The sequence below is a fragment of the Bradyrhizobium sp. 141 genome, from assembly GCF_023074055.1.
GTDB lineage: Bacteria > Pseudomonadota > Alphaproteobacteria > Rhizobiales > Xanthobacteraceae > Bradyrhizobium.
Genome location: NZ_JADPKR010000094.1, coordinates 133,492 through 158,084, shown reverse-complemented (window position 1 = coordinate 158,084; position 24,593 = coordinate 133,492). Strand labels below are relative to the sequence as shown.

The 24,593-nt window shown below is 63.8% G+C and carries 28 protein-coding genes; 11 read left to right on the top strand and 17 right to left on the bottom strand.

The window, feature by feature from the left end; genetic code table 11:
- Window positions 1–24 precede the first annotated feature (24 nt).
- The 13 genes from IVA81_RS28215 to urtA all read right to left on the bottom strand — a co-directional run bounded on the left by IVA81_RS28215 (window position 25) and on the right by urtA (window position 11,474).
- On the bottom strand, window positions 25–753 hold the full coding sequence (locus IVA81_RS28215; RefSeq protein WP_247324330.1) for an urease accessory protein UreF: 729 nt from the start codon (window positions 751–753) through the stop codon (window positions 25–27).
- Window positions 734–1,381, bottom strand: a complete 648-nt coding sequence (gene ureE, locus IVA81_RS28210) for an urease accessory protein UreE (protein WP_247324072.1) — start codon at window positions 1,379–1,381, stop codon at window positions 734–736. The genes IVA81_RS28215 and ureE overlap by 20 nt, the downstream gene beginning before the upstream one ends.
- A gap of 14 nt (window positions 1,382–1,395) precedes the next feature.
- Entirely contained in the window at window positions 1,396–1,695 is a 300-nt protein-coding gene (locus tag IVA81_RS28205) for a putative quinol monooxygenase (protein ID WP_018318764.1), read from the bottom strand.
- A gap of 141 nt (window positions 1,696–1,836) precedes the next feature.
- On the bottom strand, window positions 1,837–3,552 hold the full coding sequence (ureC, locus tag IVA81_RS28200) for an urease subunit alpha (RefSeq protein WP_247324071.1): 1,716 nt from the start codon (window positions 3,550–3,552) through the stop codon (window positions 1,837–1,839).
- Between the two features lie 34 nt (window positions 3,553–3,586).
- Entirely contained in the window at window positions 3,587–4,126 is a 540-nt protein-coding gene (locus tag IVA81_RS28195; protein WP_247324069.1) for an HD domain-containing protein, read from the bottom strand.
- Between the two features lie 57 nt (window positions 4,127–4,183).
- Entirely contained in the window at window positions 4,184–4,489 is a 306-nt protein-coding gene (locus IVA81_RS28190) for an urease subunit beta (RefSeq protein ID WP_247324067.1), read from the bottom strand.
- A gap of 130 nt (window positions 4,490–4,619) precedes the next feature.
- A complete protein-coding gene (locus IVA81_RS28185) occupies window positions 4,620–4,922 on the bottom strand; it encodes an urease subunit gamma (RefSeq protein ID WP_247324065.1) in 303 nt (100 codons plus the stop codon).
- Window positions 4,923–4,958: 36 nt separating this feature from the next.
- Window positions 4,959–5,789 carry an urease accessory protein UreD gene (locus tag IVA81_RS28180; protein WP_247324063.1) on the bottom strand — a complete coding sequence of 277 codons (831 nt, stop codon included), beginning with the start codon at window positions 5,787–5,789 and terminating at the stop codon, window positions 4,959–4,961.
- A gap of 31 nt (window positions 5,790–5,820) precedes the next feature.
- Window positions 5,821–6,516 (bottom strand): urea ABC transporter ATP-binding subunit UrtE, encoded by a 696-nt coding sequence (urtE, locus tag IVA81_RS28175; RefSeq protein ID WP_247324061.1) that lies wholly within the window; start codon window positions 6,514–6,516, stop codon window positions 5,821–5,823.
- 3 nt (window positions 6,517–6,519) lie between these two features.
- The gene (gene urtD / locus IVA81_RS28170; RefSeq protein WP_097659970.1) at window positions 6,520–7,281 is read right to left on the bottom strand and encodes an urea ABC transporter ATP-binding protein UrtD; all 762 of its coding nucleotides are present in this window, start codon (window positions 7,279–7,281) and stop codon (window positions 6,520–6,522) included.
- Between the two features lie 6 nt (window positions 7,282–7,287).
- Window positions 7,288–8,457, bottom strand: coding sequence for an urea ABC transporter permease subunit UrtC (gene urtC / locus IVA81_RS28165; RefSeq protein ID WP_247324059.1), 1,170 nt, complete (start codon window positions 8,455–8,457; stop codon window positions 7,288–7,290).
- On the bottom strand, window positions 8,454–10,061 hold the full coding sequence (gene urtB / locus IVA81_RS28160; RefSeq protein WP_247324058.1) for an urea ABC transporter permease subunit UrtB: 1,608 nt from the start codon (window positions 10,059–10,061) through the stop codon (window positions 8,454–8,456). Before urtB ends, urtC begins: the two co-directional genes overlap by 4 nt.
- An 84-nt stretch (window positions 10,062–10,145) precedes the next feature.
- On the bottom strand, window positions 10,146–11,474 hold the full coding sequence (gene urtA / locus IVA81_RS28155; protein WP_247324056.1) for an urea ABC transporter substrate-binding protein: 1,329 nt from the start codon (window positions 11,472–11,474) through the stop codon (window positions 10,146–10,148).
- Between the two features lie 480 nt (window positions 11,475–11,954).
- On the opposite strand from urtA, the gene IVA81_RS28150 reads away from it, so the two are divergent.
- The 3 genes from IVA81_RS28150 (at window position 11,955) to IVA81_RS28140 (ending at window position 14,329) form a co-directional block, all read left to right on the top strand.
- Window positions 11,955–13,538 carry a DEAD/DEAH box helicase gene (locus IVA81_RS28150; RefSeq protein WP_247324047.1) on the top strand — a complete coding sequence of 528 codons (1,584 nt, stop codon included), beginning with the start codon at window positions 11,955–11,957 and terminating at the stop codon, window positions 13,536–13,538.
- A 24-nt stretch (window positions 13,539–13,562) separates the two neighbouring features.
- Window positions 13,563–13,850 (top strand): translation initiation factor IF-1, encoded by a 288-nt coding sequence (infA, locus tag IVA81_RS28145; protein ID WP_008131890.1) that lies wholly within the window; start codon window positions 13,563–13,565, stop codon window positions 13,848–13,850.
- Between the two features lie 266 nt (window positions 13,851–14,116).
- A complete protein-coding gene (locus IVA81_RS28140; protein WP_194404462.1) occupies window positions 14,117–14,329 on the top strand; it encodes a cold-shock protein in 213 nt (70 codons plus the stop codon).
- A gap of 102 nt (window positions 14,330–14,431) precedes the next feature.
- Here the strand turns inward: IVA81_RS28140 and IVA81_RS28135 are convergent, their stop codons facing one another.
- From IVA81_RS28135 to IVA81_RS28120, 4 genes are all read right to left on the bottom strand, one after another.
- Complete coding sequence (locus IVA81_RS28135; protein ID WP_247324046.1) at window positions 14,432–15,046, bottom strand: TadE/TadG family type IV pilus assembly protein; 615 nt, start codon at window positions 15,044–15,046, stop codon at window positions 14,432–14,434.
- Window positions 15,047–15,069: 23 nt separating this feature from the next.
- Complete coding sequence (locus IVA81_RS28130; protein WP_247324044.1) at window positions 15,070–15,651, bottom strand: TadE/TadG family type IV pilus assembly protein; 582 nt, start codon at window positions 15,649–15,651, stop codon at window positions 15,070–15,072.
- Between the two features lie 232 nt (window positions 15,652–15,883).
- On the bottom strand, window positions 15,884–16,381 hold the full coding sequence (locus tag IVA81_RS28125) for a pilus assembly protein N-terminal domain-containing protein (protein WP_247324043.1): 498 nt from the start codon (window positions 16,379–16,381) through the stop codon (window positions 15,884–15,886).
- A gap of 156 nt (window positions 16,382–16,537) precedes the next feature.
- Entirely contained in the window at window positions 16,538–17,365 is an 828-nt protein-coding gene (locus IVA81_RS28120) for a sterol desaturase family protein (RefSeq protein ID WP_247324042.1), read from the bottom strand.
- Between the two features lie 270 nt (window positions 17,366–17,635).
- Between IVA81_RS28120 and IVA81_RS28115 the strand changes: the two genes are divergently transcribed.
- The 8 genes from IVA81_RS28115 (at window position 17,636) to IVA81_RS28080 (ending at window position 24,578) form a co-directional block, all read left to right on the top strand.
- Window positions 17,636–17,800 carry a Flp family type IVb pilin gene (locus IVA81_RS28115; protein ID WP_027544253.1) on the top strand — a complete coding sequence of 55 codons (165 nt, stop codon included), beginning with the start codon at window positions 17,636–17,638 and terminating at the stop codon, window positions 17,798–17,800.
- A 74-nt stretch (window positions 17,801–17,874) separates the two neighbouring features.
- Complete coding sequence (locus IVA81_RS28110) at window positions 17,875–18,015, top strand: hypothetical protein (protein WP_247324364.1); 141 nt, start codon at window positions 17,875–17,877, stop codon at window positions 18,013–18,015.
- Between the two features lie 114 nt (window positions 18,016–18,129).
- Window positions 18,130–18,654, top strand: a complete 525-nt coding sequence (locus tag IVA81_RS28105) for a prepilin peptidase (protein WP_247324041.1) — start codon at window positions 18,130–18,132, stop codon at window positions 18,652–18,654.
- Window positions 18,655–18,782: 128 nt separating this feature from the next.
- On the top strand, window positions 18,783–19,580 hold the full coding sequence (gene cpaB, locus IVA81_RS28100; RefSeq protein WP_247324039.1) for a Flp pilus assembly protein CpaB: 798 nt from the start codon (window positions 18,783–18,785) through the stop codon (window positions 19,578–19,580).
- Between the two features lie 11 nt (window positions 19,581–19,591).
- Window positions 19,592–21,067 (top strand): type II and III secretion system protein family protein, encoded by a 1,476-nt coding sequence (locus IVA81_RS28095; RefSeq protein WP_247324329.1) that lies wholly within the window; start codon window positions 19,592–19,594, stop codon window positions 21,065–21,067.
- A 20-nt stretch (window positions 21,068–21,087) separates the two neighbouring features.
- Entirely contained in the window at window positions 21,088–21,822 is a 735-nt protein-coding gene (locus IVA81_RS28090; protein WP_247324037.1) for a CpaD family pilus assembly protein, read from the top strand.
- Complete coding sequence (locus tag IVA81_RS28085) at window positions 21,819–23,087, top strand: AAA family ATPase (protein WP_247324027.1); 1,269 nt, start codon at window positions 21,819–21,821, stop codon at window positions 23,085–23,087. The genes IVA81_RS28090 and IVA81_RS28085 overlap by 4 nt, the downstream gene beginning before the upstream one ends.
- Window positions 23,088–23,108: 21 nt before the next feature.
- A complete protein-coding gene (locus IVA81_RS28080) occupies window positions 23,109–24,578 on the top strand; it encodes a CpaF family protein (protein WP_247324025.1) in 1,470 nt (489 codons plus the stop codon).
- Window positions 24,579–24,593 lie beyond the last annotated feature (15 nt).

The window sequence follows — 24,593 nt, the reverse complement described above, 5'->3', positions numbered from 1 at the left end:
GCTGGGTTGAAGGCCGCCTCGCTCTCACGATCGGAACAGCCGCGTATATTGCGTCTCGTGCCGCAGGCTGGCGAGATCCGCGCGGAAGGTCGTGCCGCCGAGATCGTCCAATGTCGCATTCAGCGCACGATTGGCGGTCGCGGCCACAGCGGCTTCCAGCCTCACCAGCACGCGCTGGCTGTCGGTCTGGCCGAGCGGAATGAGCCGGCTGGCCGCGGAAATCCAGTTCGAGACCAGCGCATGCAGGAAGGCGTGGAGCGTCGGCGCCAATGGCACACCGTGCTTAGCTGCGACCACGCCGATTGCGACCGGATAGACCAGTGGCGTGCGGCATGCCGCAACCATGGCATCCAGCCCGTCTGCATCCCACGCGGCGCGGGCGATGTCGATGAAGGCGCGGCCCTGCGAGCTCGTCTCCAGCTGCCGCTCGCGCGACGGCACGAAGGCGGCGGCGAGCTCGGCGATATCGTTCAACGTGGTCTCCTCGGCCGCCTCCGTGGCGCGATAGGCATGGACCAGGAACGTCGCATCGCAGAAGCCGGAGCCATCGCCGAGCATCGCGTCGAGCCAGTCGGCCAGCGTCGCGGCATCCGTGATGTCACCGGCCTCGACCGCCCATTCGATGCCGCTGGAATAGGAGAAACCTCCAACCGGGAACGCCGGCGACAACCAGGTCATCAACCGGTACAGCGCCGCCGCCTCGCGCTCGGCGAGGTCACCGGCACGGACCGGCTCATTTGTGGTCATGAGCATGCGTGTGGCCGTGGTGATGGTCGGGATGGTCGCAATGCTCGTCGTGGTGATGGTGATGATCGTGTCCATGGTCATGTGCGGCATGGCCATGATTGTGGTGATCGTGGCCGTGATGATCATGGTGATCGTGATGGCCCTGATCGTGATGATGGCCGTGATCGTGATGCGCATGGTCGTCGTGCCCATGCGCGTGGCCGGCATCGGCATAGGCGCCGCCTTCGGGATCGAACGGCGCCTCGATCTCGATCACGCGCGCGCCGAGCCCCTTCACCATGGCCTCGATGACGTGGTCGCGGCGGATGCGCAAGGCTTTGGCCATGATCTGCGTCGGCAGATGACGGTTGCCGAGATGCCAGCCGACGCGGATGAGATGGTGCGGATCGCGGCCGCGGATCTCCAGCAGCGGCTCGGGTGCCGCGACCACCTCAACCAGCCTTCCGTCCTCCAGCACCAGCGCATCGCCGCCGCGCAGCGCGACGGCATTCTCCAGGTCGAGCAGGAATTCGAGCCCCCGCGTCCCCGTCATCGCCATGCGGCGGCGGTGCCGATCGTCGAAATCGAGCACGACCGTATCCATTGGCGCTTCCGTGAAGCGGTGCTGTCCCTTAACCTGCGTCGCCCGGATCATGCGCTTTTACCCTGTTACCGTGTCTCGACCTTCTCGGGCGTGATCACCTCGATCTTCGGCGGTGCCGTGAAGCACTTCACCGCGACGCGGCCGAACGTCTTCATGTGCTCCATGCCGCGATGCGGCACCAGCGCCTCGGCATTCTCCCACTGCTCGACGAACACCATCTTGGCAGGGTCGGTGACGCTCTCATGCAGATCATAGGCGATATTGCCGGGCTCTTTCCGGGTCTCCTTGATGCAGGCGGTGGCCGCAGCAATGAATTCGGCGCGCGTTTCAGGCTTGATGGTCAAGGTGGCGACGACGTAGATCACGAGAAATCCTCCCGGCTTTTCTTTTGAAGGTACGATACCGGGCGGGACATTAGACCAGGCGGGATCGAACGCAAATCCGGAAAAGCCGCCCCCGGACATGCGGTCAGGACATGTTCCTGGGACATGCGTTGAGGCGCTATTTCAGTACATGAAATATCGCTGCGCCATGGGCAGCACCTCGGCAGGCGCGCAGGTGAGCAGCTCGCCGTCAGCGCGCACCTCATAGGTCTCCGGATCGACCTCGATATTGGGCGTGGCGTCGTTGTGGATCATGCTCTTCTTGGAGATCTTGCCGCGGGTGTTTTGGACCGCATAGAGCTTCTTCTCGATGCCGAGTTTTCGCGCGAGACCGCCGGTGATCGCGGCTTTCGAGGTGAACACCACGGAGGATGCCGTGCGCGCCTTGCCGTAGGCACCGAACATCGGCTGATAGTGCACCGGCTGCGGCGTCGGGATCGAGGCGTTGGGATCGCCCATGGGCGCGGCGACGATGCTGCCGCCCTTGACGATGCAGTCCGGCTTGACGCCGAAGAAGGCGGGCGACCACAGCACGAGATCGGCAAGCTTGCCCTTCTCGACCGAGCCGATCAGCTTCGACACGCCGTGCGCGATCGCCGGATTGATGGTGTATTTGGCGATGTAGCGCTTGACGCGAAAGTTGTCGTTGTCGTTGCCCTTGTCCTGCGGCAATGCCCCGCGCTGCTTCTTCATCTTGTCGGCGGTCTGCCAGGTCCGGATGATGACCTCGCCGAGCCGGCCCATGGCCTGGGAGTCCGATGACATCATCGAGAGCGCGCCGAGATCGTGCAGGATGTCCTCGGCGGCGATGGTCTCCTTGCGGATACGGCTCTCGGCGAAGGCGAGATCTTCGGCGATCGAGGGATCGAGGTGGTGGCACACCATCAGCATGTCCAGATGCTCGTCGATGGTGTTGCGCGTGAAGGGCCGCGTCGGGTTGGTCGAGGATGGCAGCACGTTCTTGAGCCCGGCGACCTTGATGATGTCAGGGGCGTGACCGCCGCCGGCACCCTCGGTGTGGAAGGCATGGATGGTGCGGCCCTTGAACGCCTTGATCGTGTCCTCGACGAACCCCGATTCGTTCAGCGTGTCGGTGTGGATCATCACCTGGATGTCGTGAGCGTCGGCAACCGACAGGCAGTTGTCGATCGCCGCCGGCGTCGTGCCCCAATCCTCGTGCAGCTTCAGCGCGCAGGCGCCGGCCTTGATCATCTCGACCAGCGCGGCAGGCCGCGAGGCGTTGCCCTTGCCGGAAATGCCGAGATTGACCGGGAAGGCGTCGAACGACTGGATCATCCGCGCGATGTGCCACGGCCCCGGCGTGCAGGTGGTCGCGAAGGTGCCGTGCGAGGGGCCTGTGCCGCCACCCAGCATCGAGGTGACGCCAGACATCAGCGCGTGCTCGATCTGCTGCGGGCAGATGAAATGGATATGGCTGTCGAAGCCTCCGGCGGTGAGGATCTTGCCCTCGCCCGCGATCACGTCGGTGCCGGGACCAATGATGATGGTCACGCCGGGCTGAATGTCGGGATTGCCGGCCTTGCCGATGCCGGCGATCATGCCGTCCTTGATGGCGACGTCGGCCTTCACGATGCCCCAGTGATCGACGATCAGCGCATTGGTGATGACGGTGTCGGCCGCGCCCTGCTTGTTGGTGACCTGCGACTGCCCCATGCCGTCGCGGATCACCTTGCCGCCGCCAAACTTCACCTCCTCGCCATAGGTGGTAAAATCCTTCTCGACCTCGATGATGAGATCGGTGTCGGCCAGCCGCACCCTGTCGCCTGTGGTCGGGCCGAACATGTCGGCGTAGACAGAACGCTTCATCTTGACGGACATCACAAGCCCCGTTTGCGTTTGAATTTTTGGTGGATCACAGCAAGGCCCTCGCTGCTTTCACGGCATCATCGAATTTCGTATCGAGCCACGCATTGCCGCCACGACAGCCCGCGACGACCTGCGTGGCCCACTCGACGTAATCGGCGAGATCATCGCGCTCCTCGGCACTCGGGTCGGTTTGAATGCGCGCCCCCGTATTGCTGATCTTGTCGGCGATCTTGATCAGCTTCGCGCCGGCGGATTTCTTCGGCGCGTCCATCACCTGCCGGCGCCGCCGCTCGGCTTTCGGCAGGCTCATGTCATCGGTGCATTCCGCGACGAGGGAAGCAACACGCTCGGAAAACAGCAGCGCGAGCTCCTCGCGGGTGGTGTCGGTGTCCTCGATCGTGTCGTGCAGCCAGCCGGCCGCGACCAGCTCGGCGTCGGCACCATCCGTCGCGGTTGCAAGCAGGTTCGCGACCTCGGCGAGATGATTGATATAGGGCTCGTTGCCGCGCCCCTTGCGCGCCATGCCATTGTGGCGATGCGCGGCAAGTTCGGCGGCTTCAGAGATCAGGCGGATGGGTGACAGCATGGCAAGAACCTCCATTTCCGCCTCAACCGTGCCGCACCGCGCTCGTTCCTGCTGAGATCACAGCTTGCCCTGTACGTCGCCGCGGAAGCCGTAGATGGTCTTCTTGCCCGCCACGGCGACGAGCTGGACGTCGCGGGTCTGGCCGGGCTCGAAGCGGACGGCAGTGCCGGCGGCGATGTCGAGGCGCATGCCGCGGGCTTGCTTGCGGTCGAATTTCAGCGCCGGATTGGTCTCGAAGAAATGGTAGTGCGAGCCGACCTGGATCGGGCGGTCGCCGGTATTGGCCACCGTCAGCGTCGCGGTCTTGCGGCCGGCATTGAGCTCGATCTCGCCGTCCTGAATGAAGAGTTCGCCGGGGATCATGTGCTACCTCGTCTTGCTCCGCTGCGTCATGGCCGGGCTTGTCCGGCCATCCACGTAGTGCCACTTGGTTCGAAAGTCGTGGATGCCCGGGACAAGCCCGGGCATGACGATGTTGATACAGTTTCGCGCTTCAACGAATCGGCTCGTGCACGGTGACGAGCTTGGTGCCGTCCGGAAAGGTCGCCTCGACCTGGATGTCGTGGATCATCTCGGGAATGCCCGCCATCACCTGGTCGCGGGTCAGGACCTGCGCGCCGGATTGCATCAGCTCGGCGACGGTGCGGCCCTCGCGCGCGCCTTCCAGGATGAAATCGGAGATGATCGCGATCGCCTCGGGATGGTTGAGCTTGACGCCGCGGTCCAGCCGACGGCGAGCCACGATGGCCGCCATCGAGATCAGAAGCTTGTCCTTTTCGCGGGGAGACAGATTCATGCGACATCTCTTCCGTTCACACGTCAAATCAGCCAGTCAGTTCAGCCAGAGCCGCGGCAGCGCGGCACCGGTGCGCGCCAGCACCGCCATCATGTCGGCGCGCAAGCGCGCCGCATCTTGGGCACAGAACCGCGCCATTGCAAAGCCATTCCACGCCGAGATTCCGACCTCGCCGGAGAATGAGTCCGAGGCCTCGCGAATGCGCTCGACCAGTGTCTCGTCACCGGGCACGATCAGGGCGGTCCCGATCGCGGCGCCGCCTTTGGCAACGGCTGATCGGTCGAGCTTTGCGCCGATATTGCCGTCGAGCCGGACCGTCTCGGCAAACACCAGCCTGCCGCCACGACGCAGCCGCCAGCGATCGACGAACTCGCCCTGCTCCATCCGCTCACCCATCGCTGTGCGGCCGAACACGACGATCTCGCAGAGCAGGAGCGAGGCTGCGTCATCAAGCGCGATGTCGAACTGACGATGGACCCGCGCGCGATCGAACAGGATCGTCTCCTGCGGCAGCCAGCCGAGATGCGCACCCGCGGCGACCTTCAAGGCAATATTGAGCTGCGCCGCCGCCCCGGGCGCACGATAGACCTTTTCAGCCGCCGCCGTCGTCAATGTCAGGCGCGAACCTTGACCCGCTGTGATGTCGACATCGAAACTGTCCCCACCGGCGACGCCGCCGGCCGTGTTGACGAACACGCCGGACAGTCCCTCGTCTTCCGGCGAAGGAAAGCGCACGCGCAGCGAGCCGGATTCATGCAAGACGCCACGTCGCGTCACGCCATCGCGCGCATGGACGTCGAAGCGCACCGCGCCGCGGGCCCGGTTCGCCTCGAAAACCGTTGACGTAACTGAAACGTCGCTGCGCATCCGCCTCCCCAGCCGGTCGCTGCAGAATGGCTTACAGCGCCATCTGGCGGCTGATCTCGCCCGCGTCGAGATTGCTGCGGTCGCAGGTGAATTTCACCGCGCCGCGATCCATCACCGCGAAACTGTCGCCGAGTTCGCAGGCAAAGTCGAGATATTGTTCGACCAGCACGATGGCGATGTTGCCGAGGTTGCGCAAATAGGAGATGGCGCGTCCGATGTCCTTGATGATCGAGGGCTGGATGCCCTCTGTCGGCTCGTCGAGCAGGAGCAGCTTCGGCCGCATCACCAGTGCGCGGCCGATCGCGAGCTGCTGCTGCTGACCGCCGGAGAGATCGCCGCCGCGCCGGCCGAGCATGGATTGCAGCACCGGAAACAGCGAGAACACGTCGTCCGGAATGTGCCTGTCCTCGCGCTTGAGCGGACCGAAGCCGGTCTTGAGGTTCTCCTCGACCGTCAGCAGCGGGAATATCTCGCGGCCCTGCGGCACGAAGCCGATGCCCTTGCGCGCCCGCTCGTACGGCTTCAAGCCGGTGATGTCGCTGCCGTCGAGCACGATCGCACCCGACGAGATCGGGTATTGCCCGACCATCGCGCGCAACAGCGAGGTCTTGCCGACGCCGTTGCGCCCGAGCACGCAAGTGACTTTGCCCGGCTCGGCCGCGATGGAGACGCCGCGCAACGCCTGCGCTGCGCCGTAGAACAGGTTGATGTCCTTGACCTCAAGCATCGCTCAGCGTCCCAGATAGACTTCGATGACCCGCTCGTTGGACGAGACCTGGTCGATGGTTCCTTCCGCGAGCACGGTGCCTTCGTGCAGGCAAGTGACCTTGACGCCGAGCTCGCGCACGAACGTCATGTCGTGCTCGACCACCATCACGGTATGGGTCTTGTTGATTTCCTTGAGCAGCTCGGCGGTGAGATGGGTCTCGACGTCGGTCATCCCTGCGACCGGCTCGTCGACGAGAAGCAGCTTCGGATCCTGCGCGAGCAGCATGCCGATCTCCAGCCACTGCTTCTGGCCGTGGCTGAGGCTGCCCGCGAGGCGGTTGCGCGCCTCTGTGAGGCGGATCGTCTCCAGCACCTTGTCGATGCGCTCGGACTCAGCCTTGCTGCCGCGCCAGAACAGCGTGCCGCGGACCGAGTGGTCGACATTGAGCGCGAGCAGGAGGTTGTCCTGCACCGTCTGGCTTTCGAACACGGTCGGCTTCTGGAACTTGCGGCCGATGCCGAGCTCGGCGATGCGGGTCTCGTCGAGCCGCGTCAGATCAGTGACGCCGTCGAACAGCACGGTGCCTTCATCCGGCTTGGTCTTGCCGGTGATGATGTCCATCATCGTGGTCTTGCCGGCGCCGTTGGGGCCGATGATGGCACGCATCTCGCCGGGCTCGAGCGTCAGCGAAAGGTTGTTGATGGCGTGGAAGCCGTCGAACGAGACGTGCACGCCGTCGAGATACAGCATCGCGGACGTTGCGCGGTTGTCCATGACGTTCATGTGCGCCTACTCCGCCATCTTGGGTTCGGTGACGCCGTCTTCGGCCGCGGCGCTCGCCAGGCTTGCGGCGTTGCGCTTTTCCTTCGACTGGTCCCACCAGGCGTTGAAAGTGCCGACGATGCCCTTCGGCAGCAGCAGCGTCACCAGGATGAACAGCGCGCCCAGCATGAACAGCCAGTACGGCGCCAGCATGCCGGAGGTGAAGAACGTCTTGGCGTAGTTGACGACGACGGCGCCGAGCGCAGCGCCGACCAGCGTACCGCGGCCGCCGACCGCAACCCAGATCACCGCCTCGATCGAATTGCCGGGCGCAAATTCGGATGGATTGATGATGCCGACCTGCGGCACGTAGAGCGCGCCCGCGACGCCAGCCATGCAGGCCGACACCGTGAACACGAACAGCTTGTAGGATTCGACGCGATAGCCGAGGAAGCGCGTGCGCGATTCCGCGTCCCGCACCGCGATCAGGACCTTGCCGAGCTTGGACGAGACGATGGCGCGGCAGATCAGGAAGCCGATGATCAGCGCCAGGCAGCTCAGCGCGAACAGCGCCGCGCGGGTACCTTCAGCCTGGACGTTGAAACCGAGGATGTCCTTGAAGTCGGTCAGGCCGTTGTTGCCGCCGAAGCCGAAATCGTTGCGGAAGAAGGCGAGCAGCAGCGCATAGGTCATCGCCTGCGTGATGATCGAGAGATACACGCCGGTGACACGGGAGCGGAACGCGAGCCAGCCGAAGCAGAACGCGAGCAGGCCGGGCACGACCAGCACCATCAGCGCGGCGAACCAGAACATGTCGAAGCCGTACCAGTACCAGGGCAGCTTCGAATAGTTCAGGAACACCATGAAGTCGGGCAGGACCGGATTGCCATAGACGCCGCGGCTGCCGATCTGCCGCATCAGATACATGCCCATGGCGTAGCCGCCGAGCGCGAAGAACGCGCCGTGGCCGAGCGAGAGGATGCCGCAATAGCCCCAGATCAGATCGATCGCGAGCGCGAGGATGGCGTAGCAGACATATTTGCCCCACAGCGCGACGAGATAGGTCGGCACCTGCAGGAACGCCCCTGCGGGCAGCAGCAGGTTGGAGAGCGGGATGAGAATGCCGCAGGCCGCGACGACGGCAAGGAAGATCGTCGCGCTGCGGTCCAGCGATCGCGTCAGCATGTGAGGGGTCATGCTTCCACCGCACGGCCCTTGAGCGCGAACAGGCCGCGCGGCCGCTTTTGAATGAACAGGATGATCAGAACCAGAATGGCGATCTTGCCGAGCACGGCGCCGGCAACCGGCTCCAGGAATTTGTTGGCGATGCCGAGCGTGAAGGCACCGACCAGCGTGCCCCAGAGATTGCCGACCCCGCCGAACACCACGACCATGAAACTGTCGATGATGTAGCTCTGGCCGAGATTGGGGCTGACATTGTCGATCTGCGACAGCGCCACCCCGGCGATGCCGGCAATGCCCGAGCCGAGTCCAAATGTGAGCGCATCGACGCGCGAGGTGGCGATGCCCATCGAGGCCGCCATGCGGCGGTTCTGCGTCACCGCGCGCATCTCGAGGCCCAGCGCGGTGTAGCGCAGCATCGCCAGCAGGATCGCGAACAATGCGAGCGTGAACACGAGGATCCAGAGCCGGTTGTAGGTGATGGTGATCTGGCCGAGCTCGAACGCGCCGCTCATCCAGGAGGGGTTGCCGACCTCGCGGTTGGTCGGGCCGAACATGGTGCGCACCGCCTGCTGCAGCACCAGTGACAGACCCCAGGTCGCAAGCAACGTCTCCAGCGGACGGCCATAGAGGAAGCGGATGATGCTGCGCTCGATCAATACGCCGATCGCACCGGCGACGACAAAGGCGAGCGGCACCGCGATCAGCAGCGAATAGTCGAACAGGCCGGGATAGCGGGTGCGGATCACCTCCTGCACCACGAAAGTGGTGTAGGCCCCGATCATCACCATCTCGCCATGCGCCATGTTGATCACGCCCATCACGCCGAAAGTGATGGCGAGCCCGATCGCGGCGAGCAGCAACACCGAGCCGAGCGAGAGGCCGTACCAGGCATTCTGAACCGTGGACCAGATGGCGAGCGAAGACTGGATCGAGCCGATCGCGCTCGCGGCGGCCTTGGTCACCGAAGCCGGCTGGTCGCCCATGCCGGTGAGCAGCGCCATCGCCTCCTGGTCGCCGCGGGCCTTGAGCGTGGCGACCGCCTCGAGCTTTTCGACCTCTGAGGCATCAGCCTTGAACAGCAGGATGGCCGCGCGGGCCTCGCCCAGCGCCGTCTTGACGGATCTGTTGGTTTCCTTGGCAAGCGCGGCGTCGACGGCCTCGAGGGCGGTCTCCTCATGCGACTTGAAGACGGATTGCGCCGCCTGAAGCCGCGTCCCGACGTCCGGCGACTGGAGCGTCAGGCCGCCGAGCGCGGCATCGACGCTGCGGCGCAGGCGGTTGTTGAGGCGGACCGCGCTCGCGCTGTCGGGAACGCTGGCCACGGCCTGACCGGTCGCGGCATCGATCGACTTACCGTCGGTGCCGGTGACGTAAACCTTCTTGCTGTCGGGGTCGGCCATGAGGCGGCCGTCCTGGAGCGCGCTGATGATGGGGAAAGCCAGCGCATTGCCGCTGCCCGCGACCACGCCGATAGCCTCTTCCGTGTCGGAAAAATCGTCATTGGCGAACTTGGCGACCCCGTCCTCGAACGGACCGGCGAAGGCCGGCAGCGCGAACGCGATCAGCAGCAACGAGAGCGCAAGCGAGCAGAGGCGCGCGGACAAATAGGCTGGCACTGTGAATGACCCCGGCGGAAATGAGTGGAGAAGGCGGCGGGATCGCCGCCTTCTCCGATCGTGCAATGGAGTATCAGATCCGGATCAGGAGCCCGAACCGAGGCACTTGTTGGTCTTGGTGTTGAAGTTGCCGCACTTCTTGCCGACCCAGTCGCCGATCAGATCCTTGGAACCGTCGAGCTCCTTCGACCAGGCATCGCCCGCGACGAGGCCGGGGGTCTTCCAGACCACGTCGAACTGGCCGTTGCCCTTGATCTCGCCGATGAACACCGGCTTGGTGATGTGGTGGTTCGGCAGCATCTTCGACACGCCGCCGGTCAGGTTGGGTGCTTCGATGCCGGGAAGCGCTTCGATCACCTTGTCCGGATCGGTCGACTTCACCTTCTCGACCGCCTTGACCCACATGTTGAAGCCGATCACATGCGCTTCCATCGGATCGTTGGTCACGCGCTTCGGATTCTTGGTGTAGGCCTGCCAGTCCTTGATGAACTTCTCGTTCGATCCGTCCTTGGTCTTGATCGACTCGAAGTAGTTCCAGGCGGCGAGATGGCCGACCAGCGGCTTGGTGTCGATGCCGGCGAGCTCTTCCTCACCCACCGAGAACGCGACGACCGGGATGTCCTTCGCCTTGATGCCCTGATTGCCGAGCTCCTTGTAGAAGGGAACGTTGGCGTCGCCGTTGATGGTCGAGACCACCGCGGTCTTCTTGCCGGCCGAACCGAACTTCTTGATGTCAGCCACGATCGTCTGCCAGTCGGAGTGACCGAACGGCGTGTAGTTGATCATGATGTCTTCCTGGGCGACACCCTTGGACTTCAGATAGGCTTCCAGGATCTTGTTGGTGGTGCGCGGATAGACGTAGTCGGTGCCCGCGAGCACCCAGCGCTTCACCTTCTCTTCCTTCATCAGGTAGTCGACGGCGGGGATCGCCTGCTGGTTCGGCGCCGCACCGGTGTAGAACACGTTGCGCTCGCTTTCCTCTCCCTCGTATTGCACGGGATAGAACAGGATGCTGTTCAGCTCCTTGAACACCGGGAGCACCGACTTGCGCGACACCGAGGTCCAGCAGCCGAATACGACCGAGACCTTGTCCTTGGTGATCAGCTCGCGCGCCTTCTCGGCGAACAGCGGCCAGTTGGAGGCGGGATCGACGACGACGGCCTCGAGCTTCTTGCCGTTCACGCCGCCCTTCTTGTTCTGCTCGTCGATCAGGAAGAGGATGGTATCCTTCAGCGTGGTTTCGCTGATGGCCATGGTGCCGGAAAGGGAGTGCAGCACGCCGACCTTGATGGTGTCGTCGGCGGCTTTCGCGCCGGTCAATGGAGCCAGGCCGAGCATCAGGCCGGCGGTCGCAGCGAGAACGCCGCGGCGGCTAAATGACGCCGCTATATCGTGAATGGATTTGCTAAGCATGAGTGTCTCTTCTCCCTGACGCAGACGTGAAAAACGCTGCGAAACGGCCCCACGGCCGCCTGCGATTAACGGATTCGCAAGAACCGTGCCATGGACTGAGCACCCACCAACCATTTGGTTTCACTAGAATAATTGCCAGAAATCAAAGTTTCACCACCAAGAAACAGCCCAAATCTTGAGCAATCCAAATGTATGCCAAAGCGGCAGGCTGGTTATTTTTTTAGCAAATTACCCACTCTGGCTAAATTTCCGGCATAACTATTTCTGCACCGCAATCGCCATTTCGAGTGAGCCTGCCTTGAAAGCGCCCCCTGAATGTTCCATATGAGCAGCCGAGACCTCTTGCGAATCAAGAGGTCGTTGCGAGCCGCGTGTTCTTAAGCCCCTACGGGCCTCTGGCTTGCCCCATATCTCCCAAGCCATCCGACACCCTAAACACGCAGGTGTCTTCTCGACACCCTTTTGCGCGCGCCGCGCTGAATGCGCCGGGCGCCCGCTTTTGACATGGAAAGAACCCATCTTTTGACTTCGTTTCAGGATTTCGGCCTCGCCGAACCGATCGCGCGTGCTCTCGCCGAAGAGAACTACGTCACTCCCACCCCCATCCAGGCCCAGACTGTTCCGATCGCGCTGACCGGGCGCGACGTCGTCGGCATCGCCCAGACCGGAACCGGCAAGACCGCGTCCTTCGCGCTGCCGATCCTGCACCGCCTGCTCGAGAACCGCATCAAGCCGCAGCCCAAGACCTGCCGGGTGTTGGTGCTGTCGCCCACCCGCGAGCTGTCAGGCCAGATCCTCGATAGCTTCAACGCCTATGGGCGCCATATCCGCCTGTCCTCGACGCTCGCTATCGGCGGCGTGCCGATGGGCCGCCAGGTCCGTGCACTGATGCAGGGCGTCGACGTGCTGGTCGCGACCCCCGGCCGCCTGCTCGACCTCGTGCAGAGCAATGGCCTGAAACTTGGAAGCGTCGAGTTCCTCGTGCTCGACGAAGCCGACCGCATGCTCGACATGGGCTTCATCAACGACATCCGCAAAATCGTCGCGAAACTCCCGATCAAGCGGCAGACGCTGTTCTTCTCGGCCACCATGCCGAAGGACATCGCCGAGCTCGCCGACGCCATGCTGCGTGACCCCGCCCGCGTCGCGGTGACCCCGGTCTCCTCGACCGCCGAGCGGATCAACCAGCGCATCGTCCAGGTCGATTTCTCCGCCAAGCCCGCCTTCCTGACCAAGCTTCTGAAGGACGAGCCGGTCAACCGCGCACTGGTCTTCACCCGCACCAAGCACGGCGCCGACAAGGTCGTGAAGTCGCTCGAGAAGGCCGGCATCCCCGCCAGCGCCATCCACGGCAACAAGTCGCAGAACCATCGCGAGCGCACGCTCGCCCAGTTCCGCTCGGGCGAGATCCGCACCCTGGTCGCCACCGACATTGCCGCCCGCGGCATCGACGTCGACGGCATCAGCCACGTCATCAATTTCGACCTGCCCAACGTGCCGGAAACCTACGTCCATCGCATCGGCCGCACCGCGCGCGCCGGCGCCGAAGGCACCGCGATCTCGCTGGTCGCAGGCGGCGAGGAACTCAGCTACCTCCGCGACATCGAACGGCTGATCAAGGTGGCGCTGCCGCGCGAAGACCTCCGCACCGATGCCGGCCGCCGCGACGCCGGCCCTCCCCCTGCTCAGCAGCGACAGGGCCGGTCGGGCCGCCCGGGCCAGCGTCCCCAAGGCGCTCGGCACGGCGACGGACGGCGTGGCGACGACAGGCATGCCGACGGACGCCATCATAGCGCCGGCAGGCAGGGCGACGGACGGCCCGGCGAAGGACGTCATGGCGAGGGCAGACCTGTTGATGGCAGGCCCGGTGAAGGCCACAAGGCCTCCAAGGGGTCTCGCCGCCGCCGCGGTTCCGGTGGTAAGATGAACTCCTCACCCGCCGATCGGTCGGAACAGCGTTCCGCGCATAGCGCCGGCAAGCCTGATGGAATACAAGGCGTTGCCTTTTTGCGTCGCGAGAGTCGCCCCAACGGCCGACCGAACCGCAATCCTCATTCGAACTAACAGTCCACGACTGGAGACACCCACATGGCTAAGGAAGAGCTGATCCAGTTCGAAGGACTGGTCACCGAAATCCTCCCCGACGCCCGCTACCGCGTGCAGCTCGACGCCGGACACGAGATCGTTGCCTATACCGCCGGCAAGATGAAGAAGAACCGCATCAAGACGCTGGCGGGCGATCGCGTGACGGTGGAAATGTCGCCCTATGACCTCGAGAAGGGCCGGCTGATTTTCCGCCACAAGGACGAACGTCCCAGCGGGGTGGGTGGACCGCCTCGTCCGGGCCAGCGCGGCGGCCAGTTCCGCCGTCGCTAGCAGGTTGCTGGCGCGAGTGCGGCCGTAAGATTACGGCCTGCCTGTCGATCCGCCGCGGACCTCGCGGCGGATCAAAAAATCGTGCATGGCCGGATTGTTTTGAGGGCTCAATTCCGATAAAATGAATTTATCGATTTTCGGCCGGACGACATTAGCATCCACCGGTACAGCCGGTTCAGACACGCTGACGACCCTTCCAAAAATTCGATCTAACCGGTCCGCGCGAGCGGGCTCCAACACTATGTATCTGAGAAGGGACTACCCCCGTGAGCATGGGAACCGTGAAGTGGTTTAACGCGACCAAAGGCTTCGGCTTCATTCAGCCCGACGATGGCGGCCAGGACGTGTTCGTTCACATCAGCGCTGTCGAGCGTGCAGGCCTCGGCACGCTGCGTGAAGGTCAGAAGATCTCCTACGAGATCGTAGCCGACCGTCGTTCCGGCAAGTCGGCAGCGGACAACCTGCGCGACGCAGGCTGAACCGCCGGGCGCTTGGCCCGATCGGCTTACGCCAGCCAAAGCAAACAAGAAGGCCGTGCACAACGCACGGCCTTTTTCATTCCGGGGGCCTGCTCGTGGATGTCAGCACGAGGACGGCACGCCGTTGTAGGGAACGCAGGTGACCTGGCGCGGCCGCGTGTAGGACAGATCGCTCAGCGGTATGCTCGACTTCAACACGTAGCCCACGGAAGGTTTGTACGTGTAGCTCGCCTCGCTGAGTATGAGGTAGGTCGACGGAATCAACAGCGTCGAGGGAAGCTCGCTGGTGACCTTGTCACCGGCCTTCCGAGCCGAGGTCGCCAGCGTCGCTTGCGTCGCGCCGCTCGCAATGGTGCCGGCCTTGCTCCACTGGACCGTGGCAATGCTGTTGGCATCGATGTAGATCTGGGAGATCGAGCCTTTCACGAGCGTAGCGTCGTAAGGCATGATGATCGAGATGCTTGCCGTGAACGCGTTCTGCATGTCGGAATCGCTCAGCGTCGTCGACTGCGACGTCAGATCGGACAGTGTCCGTGCGATCAATGTGACTTTGCGATCAATCGCGACGGCCGACGAGAATTCGACGGTACCGAAGAACATCACCAGCATCAGCGGCACGATGACCGCGAATTCGGTCGCCGCGAGCGCGCGGCTGTCGGCGACGAAGTCGGGCACCGAGCAGCGCGCATTCCTCGAGAAATTCGCAATCGCCTGCATTGGTCCGCTCAGATCCATCTGCCTCAGAAAGGTTCGTTCTTGAAGGCTGCGGTCGCCACCAGCAGTCGTTTGCTGCTGCAACCGATGTTGTAGCCGAGGCCGGTGACGAAGAGCGGCCACTGATAGAACATCCGCACCACGACGACCTGGCTGGAGCTGCCGGGATTGTATTGCACGCCGGCCGGGTTGAAGTTGCAGGAATCGCCGTAACTGGTGAGGCTCAGCGCCGTGAAGGAACTGGTACTCACCACGTCGACGTAAAGCTTGCTGCAATCGAAGAGCGCCGGGATCTGGCTGCAGACATAGGTCTTGAACGTGGTCTGATCGCACGCCGAGACCACGTTGGGCGTGGTCTGACAGGCTGCCACCGAGCCGCCCTGCGCTTGCGCCTGGCCGGTCAGAATGGCACGCGCGGAATTCTGGGTGACGGTCTCGAGCACCTGGCCTGCGAAGAACACCAGCGCCGTCTCGATGATGGCGAACAGCAGCCCGAAGAAAATCGGAGCGACCAGCGCGAATTCGACCGCCGCGGAGCCGCGGCGGCTGCCATGAAACCGGCATAGCGCTTTCCGGAGCGTGAACCTCGTAGGTGGCAGCGATGGCATCGCGTCAAATTCCCCGGCAGCGGCGATCCTCTGCTTCGTTCAATAGCTAAAACTGATTGTTTAAGTGTTGCAGGCGATTCACGCCCGGCGAACCGCATCGTTAAGGATGCGTTATCCGTGCACGTCCCCAGGGCACCGGAAACACGGCGCGCGCAGAGAGACCTCGTCCTGACATCCGGAAATACTCAGGCGCGATCAGGTGATCCTGCCCGGGTCAACCCGCCAGTCGACGCTAGTTGGACTTGGTGCCCGCACCGGCGTTGCCGCTGGCACTGCTGCTCAGCGAACCGGCCTGGCTCATCGTGTTGTTGAAGTAGGTGTCACTGTCGCCGAGCGTTACGCGACGCTGGCAAAGCGGCACGCAGCTGTAGGATTCGCGCTCGATCCCGCGATAGACGGTGACGAGCCGGTCGCTCGGACCTTCGACCTGGATCTGGCGGTCGACCAGAATCTCGCCGCTCCGGTCGAGCGCGATGAAATTGGTGGCACCATAACCTTTGCCGGTCACGACGATCATGCCGCCGGGCTGGAGGGTGACGTCCGCGATCAGGGGATTGCCGACCACGATGGTCGCTACCTTGCCGGGCAGCCGCACCAGCTTGGCCTGGTCGACATTGACGGCGATGGTGTCGGCGGTGGGCTCGGCGAGGCCGGCAGCCGGCGAGGCCAGCACTGCGGCAGCAACCAGAAGACAGACGCGCGCATGACGGCGCAGCAATTCTTTACGCATACTCTTACCCCCGGGACGTCACAAACCGGCAGAAGCGACCAGATAACAGCGGAGCCAGTGCCCGACCCGGGTAACCTGCCTTTAATTCGTGAACGTTCCGCAAACTCGCCGACTATTGTTTGAACGGACTGGCGTTTACGGCCCGATATTCCAATCCTAGCGGCGGAACGGATAAGCCAGTTGGCCGGCGAACTCCTTCGGCATGGTCGCTTCGTCCTTGCCGTAGTCCTGCGGCAGCTGCCCCGCCGGCATGCGGAAGGTGCCGAACAGCACGTCCCAGACCGGGAACGTCCCGGCGAAATTGGTGTTGCCACCCTCTTCGAGCGAGGTGTGGTGCCAACGGTGGAATACCGGCGTTGCCAGCAAATATTTGAACGGTCCGAAGGTCCAATTCAGGTTGGCGTGCACGAAGGCCGAATGGAAGGTGGTGAACGGGCCGACCCAGATCATGACGTTCGGGGAGATGCCGGCCATCAGCAGAACGACGTCGACGCTGATCGTCCCGAGCATGAGATTGACGGGATGGAAGCGGGCCGCGGAAATCCACCCGATCTCCTCCGACGAATGATGGACGGCGTGGTACTTCCAGAAGCCGCCGTCATGGAAAAGCCGGTGCAGCCAATACAGCATGAAATCAGACAGCATCAGGAATAGCAGGGCCTGCACCCACAGGGGCAGTTGCGACAGCGGGCCGTGGCCGTTGTCGTAGAAGGCGATGAGCCCGTCGGCATCGTGGATGTTGAAGATGGCGCTGGCGCCGACGATCAGAAGTCCGATCCGCATGGTGCGGGCGAACACCGGAACGAAGAACCAGTAACAGATGTCGGTGATGATCTCCCGCTTGCGCCACCACGGTGCGCCGGGATTGCAGGCCCAGAAATGCTCGAGCACGGTGAAGACGGCCGCGAGCACGAAGGTGACGGGCATCACCTTCACGATGGTCTCGCCGAGCATCAAGGCGACTTGCATGGGCAGGCTCGACATCGTCGCCTCTCTCCGCGGATTCAAGTTCTCTTACGCTTACTCCGCTAGATTTAAGGGACGGTGAAGCCGCCGCCGCGCTCACGCTGCATCTGGAACCGGAGCGATTTGCGGCCGCAGCCTTAAGGCGAAATTCACTTTGGGCGAAAGCATCGCGCCAGAATCGGGTTTGCTTGATCGAATTAACTCTACCGAAAGAGCTCGGCTCTCATGGTCATCAGGTCAAAGACGGCGCCGAACGAGGCGATCTTCACCCCAGATGGAGTTTTGTTCATGAAGAACTTGATTGCACGTTTCGCGAAGGATGAATCCGGCGCCACCGCCATCGAATACGGTCTGATCGCCGCCGGCATCGCGCTGGCCATCATCACCGTCGTCAACAACCTCGGCACCACGCTGAACACCAAGTTCACCTCGATCAGCACGTCGCTGAAGTAAGCGACCGACGAACGACGGCAAAAGCCCCGGATCTCCGGGGCCTTTGTTTTTGAAGACGGCGAGTTCCAGTGGCGTTGCGCGAGTACAGAACCGATGCCGCGGTCGCGGCGAACGAGACAGGGGCGGCGCAGGCCGGCTCGCCGGTCTATTGGGTCTGCCTTGCCCTGCTGCTTGCAACAGTCGCGCTCGCCGCGCGCATTGCCAGCCTCTGGTGAGCACGCGTTCTGGGGCTTTGGTCCTCGCCGCCGTTGTCGGTTTGTTTAGCACTGCCGGCTAGCATCGGGGCGACGCCAGTTCCCGCGACAAACCCAGGCCTCAAGACCCAGCCCATGATCCTCGACCTTGCGCGCCTTCTGCTCTTCCCGGCCCTGATGGCGTTCGCCGCCGCGAGCGATCTCTTCACGATGACGATCTCGAACCGTGTGTCGCTGGCGCTGGTCGCAGGCTTCTTCGCACTTGCCCTCGCCGGTGGCATGGCACCTTACGAGATGCTGAGTCATGTCGGTGCCGGCGCGCTTCTCCTGGTCGCGGCCTTCACCTGCTTTGCGATGGGCTGGGTCGGCGGCGGCGACGCCAAGGTCGCGGCCTCGGTCGCGCTCTGGTTCGGGTTCGCGCAGTTGATGAACTTCCTGCTCTACGCCTCGCTGTTCGGCGGCGCGCTGACGCTGCTCCTGCTCCAGTTCCGGCAATGGCCGTTGCCCTACGGGCTGGCGGGTCAGGCCTGGCTCGCGCGGCTGCACGCCAAGGAGAGCGGCATCCCCTACGGCATCGCGCTCGCCCTGAGCGCGCTGATGGTCTACCCGGAGACCGAATGGGTGAAGGCAATCGACCTCACTCACCTCGCACTGCGCTGAACGCACTGGGTAAACCCGGCGTTAAGGCGATTTAGATACGCCTCATTAACCATGCTTTGACGAATAGCTGGTCAACTGCCGATTACGGCGGCGGCAGCGTCGCGGCGTTTTGTTGGAAAGTGAAGCGTATGAATAGGGCACGCATTGTCGTCCTGACGGTCGCCATCTGCGCCGGCGGCGTCGCCGCGTACCTGGCGAGCGGCTCGGACAATTCTGCGCCGCCTCCGGCCCCGGTCGCGCAGCTTCCGACCGTCGACGTTCTCGTGGCCAAGAACGACATCGGCCTCGGCCAGACCGTGAAGCTGGAAGACGTGCAATGGCAGACCTGGCCGGCCGCGACCGCCAGCGCCACCTTCATCCGCCGCAACGAGCGTCCCGAGGGCGCGACCCAGGTCGCTGGTTCGATTGCGCGCGCGCCCTTCATTCAGGGCGAGCCGATTCGCGACCAGAAGCTGGTCAAGGCCGAGGGTTCCGGTTTCATGGCCGCAATCCTGCCCACCGGCATGCGCGCGATCTCGACCGAGATCTCGCCGGAGACCGGCGCAGGCGGCTTCATCCTGCCCAACGATCGCGTCGACGTCCTTCTCACGCGCCGGCTGAAGAACCCGGACCAGAGCAGCGGCGCCCCCGACGTCGTCACCTCCGAGATCATCCTGGCCAACATCCGTGTCCTCGCCATCGATCAGGCGCCGAAGGAGAAGGATGGCCAGAACGCGGTGGTCGGCAAGACCGTCACCCTCGAGCTCAATCCCGCGCAGACCGCAACGCTTTCGGCGGCCCGCCAGAGCGGCACGCTGTCGCTGGCACTGCGCAGCATCGTCGACGTCAAGATGAGCGAAATCACGCTCGATGACTCCGCGCAGAAGCGGGACGGTGTTTCGATCATTCGCTACGGCATTCCAAGTCAGACGGCGAAAGCACGATGAAGACAGTCGATATGAATTGCAGGGTGGATTTGGCGACGATGCGAACCTCCATGGTCCGCGCCCTGTCGTTTTCGGCCGCTTTCGCGCTGGCGCTCAACCCGGTGCTGACCCCCGCGGTCGCCGCCGATTACCGCCCCGTGGCGTCGGCCGCAGCGGACGGCCAGATGAACGCGCGCTTCCTCTCGCTCGGCGTCGGCAAGTCCATCGTGATCGACCTGCCGCGCGACATCAAGGACGTGCTGGTCGCCGATCCCAAGATCGCCAATGCGGTGGTCCGCTCGGCGCAACGCGCCTATATCATCGGCGCCGCGGTCGGCCAGACCAATATCGTGTTCTTCGATTCCGCCGGTCAGCAGATCGCGGCCTATGACATCGCGGTCAAGCGCGACCTCAACGGCGTGCGGGCCGCGCTGAAGCAGGTCCTGCCCAATTCAGACATCCAGATCGACGGACTCGGTGACGGTATCGTCCTGACCGGCACGGCGGCAAACCCGTTGGAAGCGCAGCAGGCCAACGATCTCGCCGCGCGCCTGGCCGGCGGCGCCGACAAGGTGGTGAACTCGATCGTGGTCCGCGGCCGCGACCAGGTCATGCTCAAGGTGACGGTGGCCGAGGTCCAGCGCAACATCGTCAAGCAGCTCGGCATCGACCTGACCGCCAACCTCAACTACGGCACCTCCGTGGTGAGCTTCTCCAACTCGAATCCGTTCACGGCTCTCGGCAAGAACCTCGTCGACGGCAACAATCTGACCACGAAATTCGGCGCCGCGCCGTCGGTGCAGGCCACTCTGCGCGCGATGGAAACCGCGGGTGTGATCCGCACGCTGGCCGAACCGAACCTGACCGCGATCTCCGGTGAATCGGCAACGTTCATCGCCGGCGGCGAGTTTCCGGTCCCGGCAGGCTATGCGTGCGATCCCACCACGCATGTCTGTACCACCCAGATCAGCTTCAAGAAGTTCGGCATCTCGCTCAACTTTACCCCCGTGGTGCTGAGCGAAGGCAAGATCAGCCTGCGGGTCATGACCGAGGTCTCCGAGCTATCGAACGAAAATGCGATCACGCTGTCGCAGGCCGTGACCTCGACGTCGGTGAACTCGCTGACGGTGCCCTCGATCAGGACCCGCCGCGCGGAGACCTCGCTGGAAATTCCCTCCGGCGGCGCAATGGCGATGGCCGGCCTGATTCAGCAGCAGACCAAACAGGCGGTCAGCGGACTGCCGGGACTTATGCAGCTCCCGATCCTCGGCACGCTGTTCCGCAGCCGCGACTTCGTCAACAACGCGACTGAGCTCGTCGTGATCGTAACGCCCTACGTCGTTCGCGCGGTGGCGCCGAAGGATCTGTCGCGACCGGATGACGGCTTTGCCCCGCCAGCGGATCCGCAGGCCCAGCTGATCGGCAACATCAACCGGATCTATGGCGTGCCTGGCCGAACCGAACCGGCCAAGAACTACCGCGGCACCTATGGCTTCATCACCGACTGAAGCGGAACGGGGACTTCACGATGATCACAAGACCACCCCAGCTTCGCAAACGCGCCATCCGCCTCGGTGGCGCGCTCGTCGGCATGGCGCTGGCGCTCTGCGGCTGCCAGCACGACGAAGTCCTCACCGCCTCCATTCCCGACGACTACAAGCAGCGCCATCCGATCGCGGTCGAGGAGCAGAACCGCTCGATCGTCGTCTTCGTCGGTCATGCCCGCGGCGGATTGACCGCCGCCCAGCGCGCGGACGTGATGGGTGTGGCCTCGGCATGGTTGCACGAAGGCACGGGCGCCATCCGTATCGACGTGCCCTCCGGCACGCCAAACGCGCGTCCGGTCGCGGACACGATGCGTGAAATCCAGGCCATGCTTGCGGGCGCCGGCGTTCCGCCGCGCGGCGTGAACATTCGCCCCTATCAGCCGGAAGACAAACGTTTCCTGCCGCCGATCCGGCTCACCTATTCCAAGATCGCCGCGGTCGCGGGTCCGTGCGGCCTGTGGCCGGAGGACATCGGCCCTTCGATGAAGAACAAGAGGTGGTTCGAGAACAAGGACTACTACAATTACGGCTGCGCCTATCAGCGCAACCTCGCGGCGATGGTCGACAATCCGTCGGACCTCGAGCAGCCGCGGCCTGAAACGCCGTCATACACGGCCCGACGCATCACCGGTCTCGAGAAGTATCGCAAGGGACTCTCGACATCGACCACCTATCCCGACGCCGACAAGGCCAAACTCAGCGACACCGGCAAATGATCAGCTACGCTCGCCAGACACACGAAGAGCAGCCGGAAGCAGCTCCTCCGCCGGTCGAGGAGCATATTGCGCCCGCGCCGCGCGTCTCCGTCCAGGCCTTTTGCGAGACCGTGGAAACTGCTGCCGCGGTACAGTCGGCCGGCGAGGATCGCCGCCTCGGCAAGGCTCATCTGAAGATCCAGATGGGCGGCATGGCGGCGGCGATCGAAGCCTACCGCTCGGCTCCCACACCGAACGTCATCGTGCTCGAGAGCGACGGCCGCAACGACCTCTTGAACGGGCTCGACCAGCTCGCCACCGTCTGCGACGCCGGCACCCGCGTGGTCGTGATCGGCCGCATCAATGACGTCATGCTCTACCGCGAGCTGGTGCGCCGCGGCGTCAGCGACTATGTGCTCGCGCCGGTCGGCGCGATCGACGTCGTGCGCTCGATCTGCAACCTGTTCTCGGCGCCGGAAGCCAAGGCGGTCGGCCGCATCATCGCCGTCGTCGGCGCCAAGGGCGGCGTCGGGGCTTCCACCATCTCCCACAATGTCGCCTGGGCGATCGCGCGCGACCTCGCAATGGACGCCGTCGTCGCCGATCTCGACCTCGCCTTCGGCACCGCCGGGCTCGACTACAACCAGGATCCACCGCAGGGCATTGCCGACGCCGTATTCTCACCTGATCGCGTCGACACCGCCTTCATCGACCGCCTGCTGTCGAAATGCACCGACCATCTCAGCCTGCTGGCGGCGCCGGCGACGCTCGACCGGGTCTATGATTTCGGCACTGACGCATTCGACTCAGTATTCGACACGCTGCGTTCCACCATGCCCTGCATCGTGCTCGACATTCCGCATCAATGGTCGGGCTGGACCAAGCGCGCCTTGATCGGAGCGGATGACATCCTGATCGTGGCCGCTCCTGACCTCGCCAATTTGCGCAATACCAAGAACCTGTTCGATCTGCTGAAGGCCGCGCGCCCCAACGACCGACCGCCGCTCTACTGCCTGAACCAGGTCGGCGTGCCGAAGCGACCCGAAATCGCCGCCGCGGAGTTCGCCAAGGCCATCGAGAGCCAGCCGATCGTCTCGATCCCGTTCGAGCCGCAGATCTTCGGCTCGGCGGCCAATAACGGCCAGATGATCGCGGAGATCTCCGCCAACCACAAGTCGATCGAGATGTTCCTTCAGATCGCCCAGCGCCTGACCGGCCGCAGCGAGACCAAGAAACAAAAGTCGTCCCTGTTTTCACCCCTGATTGACAAGTTGCGGGGAAAATAAGCCACCGCATGGAGTTGTTAAGTGTTCGGTAAGCGTAGCGGAACAGACACCGACCTTCGGGCGCCCAAGCCCGGCGCCGTGTCGCCCGAGCCTGCCCAGGCTCCGGCGCCGACGGTGTCGCGCGCCCCGCCTCCGCCGGCCGTCGCCTCCCCGCCGCTTGCTCCTGCCAAGGCCCCGCCGCCTCCGTCCATGGAGAGCCGGCGTTCAGACAATTATTACGAGGTCAAGGCGACCATCTTCGGCGCGCTGATCGAGGCGATCGACCTCGCCCAGCTCGCCAAGCTCGATTCGGAGTCCGCGCGCGAGGAAATCCGCGACATCGTCAACGAGATCATCGCGATCAAGAACATCGTGATGTCGATCGCCGAGCAGGAGGAACTGCTCGACGACATCTGCAACGACGTTCTCGGCTACGGCCCTCTCGAGCCGCTGCTGTCGCGCGACGACATCGCCGACATCATGGTCAACGGCGCCAACACCGTCTACATCGAAGTCGCCGGCAAGATCCAGCGCACGGGAATTCGCTTCCGCGACAACCAGCAGCTCCTCAACATCTGCCAACGCATCGTCAGCCAGGTCGGCCGGCGCGTCGACGAATCCTCGCCGATCTGCGACGCGCGCCTCGCCGACGGCTCCCGCGTCAACGCCATCGTGCCGCCGCTGTCGATCGATGGGCCGACGCTCACCATCCGCAAATTCAAGAAGGACAAGCTGACGCTGGATCAGCTCGTCAAATTCGGCGCGATCTCACCGGAAGGCGCGGAAATCCTCCAGATCATCGGCCGCGTCCGCTGCAACGTGCTGATTTCCGGCGGTACCGGCTCGGGCAAGACCACGCTGCTCAACTGCCTGACCAACTATATCGAGCACGATGAGCGCATCATCACCTGCGAGGACGCCGCCGAACTCCAGCTGCAGCAGCCTCACGTGGTGCGGCTGGAAACCCGTCCGCCCAACATCGAGGGCGAGGGCCAGGTCACCATGCGCGAGCTGGTGCGCAACTGCCTGCGTATGCGTCCTGAACGCATCATCGTCGGCGAAGTCCGCGGCCCAGAAGCGTTCGACCTGCTCCAGGCCATGAACACCGGCCACGACGGCTCGATGGGGACGCTGCACGCCAACAACCCCCGCGAGGCACTGTCGCGCTGCGAATCCATGATCACGATGGGCGGCTTTTCGCTCCCCTCGCGCACCATCCGCGAGATGATCTGCGCCTCGATTGACGTCATCGTCCAGGCCGCGCGCCTGCGCGACGGCTCGCGCCGCATCACCCACATCACCGAGGTGATGGGCATGGAAGGCGACACCATCATCACCCAGGACGTCTTCCTCTACGACATCGTCGGCGAGGACGCCAACGGCAAGATCATCGGCCAGCACCGCTCGACCGGCATCGGCCGTCCGAAGTTCTGGGAACGCGCTCGTTATTACGGCGACGAGAAGCGCCTTGCCGCTGCGTTGGACGCGGCGGAAGTCACGCCGAAGACGTGAGCAGGTCAGCACCGT

What these genes read in the sequence shown, in the direction of transcription:
- IVA81_RS28215 (WP_247324330.1), bottom strand. Translation starts at nt 753, where the DNA reads ATGCTCATGACCACAAATGAGCCGGTCCGTGCCGGTGACCTCGCCGAG.
- ureE (WP_247324072.1), bottom strand. Translation starts at nt 1,381, where the DNA reads ATGATCCGGGCGACGCAGGTTAAGGGACAGCACCGCTTCACGGAAGCG.
- ureC (WP_247324071.1), bottom strand. Translation starts at nt 3,552, where the DNA reads ATGTCCGTCAAGATGAAGCGTTCTGTCTACGCCGACATGTTCGGCCCG.
- IVA81_RS28195 (WP_247324069.1), bottom strand. Translation starts at nt 4,126, where the DNA reads ATGCTGTCACCCATCCGCCTGATCTCTGAAGCCGCCGAACTTGCCGCG.
- IVA81_RS28190 (WP_247324067.1), bottom strand. Translation starts at nt 4,489, where the DNA reads ATGATCCCCGGCGAACTCTTCATTCAGGACGGCGAGATCGAGCTCAAT.
- IVA81_RS28185 (WP_247324065.1), bottom strand. Translation starts at nt 4,922, where the DNA reads ATGAATCTGTCTCCCCGCGAAAAGGACAAGCTTCTGATCTCGATGGCG.
- IVA81_RS28180 (WP_247324063.1), bottom strand. Translation starts at nt 5,789, where the DNA reads ATGCGCAGCGACGTTTCAGTTACGTCAACGGTTTTCGAGGCGAACCGG.
- urtE (WP_247324061.1), bottom strand. Translation starts at nt 6,516, where the DNA reads ATGCTTGAGGTCAAGGACATCAACCTGTTCTACGGCGCAGCGCAGGCG.
- urtD (WP_097659970.1), bottom strand. Translation starts at nt 7,281, where the DNA reads ATGAACGTCATGGACAACCGCGCAACGTCCGCGATGCTGTATCTCGAC.
- urtC (WP_247324059.1), bottom strand. Translation starts at nt 8,457, where the DNA reads ATGACCCCTCACATGCTGACGCGATCGCTGGACCGCAGCGCGACGATC.
- urtA (WP_247324056.1), bottom strand. Translation starts at nt 11,474, where the DNA reads ATGCTTAGCAAATCCATTCACGATATAGCGGCGTCATTTAGCCGCCGC.
- IVA81_RS28150 (WP_247324047.1), top strand. Translation starts at nt 11,955, where the DNA reads ATGCGCCGGGCGCCCGCTTTTGACATGGAAAGAACCCATCTTTTGACT.
- infA (WP_008131890.1), top strand. Translation starts at nt 13,563, where the DNA reads ATGGCTAAGGAAGAGCTGATCCAGTTCGAAGGACTGGTCACCGAAATC.
- IVA81_RS28135 (WP_247324046.1), bottom strand. Translation starts at nt 15,046, where the DNA reads ATGCAGGCGATTGCGAATTTCTCGAGGAATGCGCGCTGCTCGGTGCCC.
- IVA81_RS28130 (WP_247324044.1), bottom strand. Translation starts at nt 15,651, where the DNA reads ATGCCATCGCTGCCACCTACGAGGTTCACGCTCCGGAAAGCGCTATGC.
- IVA81_RS28125 (WP_247324043.1), bottom strand. Translation starts at nt 16,381, where the DNA reads ATGCGTAAAGAATTGCTGCGCCGTCATGCGCGCGTCTGTCTTCTGGTT.
- IVA81_RS28120 (WP_247324042.1), bottom strand. Translation starts at nt 17,365, where the DNA reads ATGTCGAGCCTGCCCATGCAAGTCGCCTTGATGCTCGGCGAGACCATC.
- IVA81_RS28115 (WP_027544253.1), top strand. Translation starts at nt 17,636, where the DNA reads ATGAAGAACTTGATTGCACGTTTCGCGAAGGATGAATCCGGCGCCACC.
- IVA81_RS28105 (WP_247324041.1), top strand. Translation starts at nt 18,130, where the DNA reads ATGATCCTCGACCTTGCGCGCCTTCTGCTCTTCCCGGCCCTGATGGCG.
- cpaB (WP_247324039.1), top strand. Translation starts at nt 18,783, where the DNA reads ATGAATAGGGCACGCATTGTCGTCCTGACGGTCGCCATCTGCGCCGGC.
- IVA81_RS28095 (WP_247324329.1), top strand. Translation starts at nt 19,592, where the DNA reads ATGAATTGCAGGGTGGATTTGGCGACGATGCGAACCTCCATGGTCCGC.
- IVA81_RS28090 (WP_247324037.1), top strand. Translation starts at nt 21,088, where the DNA reads ATGATCACAAGACCACCCCAGCTTCGCAAACGCGCCATCCGCCTCGGT.
- IVA81_RS28085 (WP_247324027.1), top strand. Translation starts at nt 21,819, where the DNA reads ATGATCAGCTACGCTCGCCAGACACACGAAGAGCAGCCGGAAGCAGCT.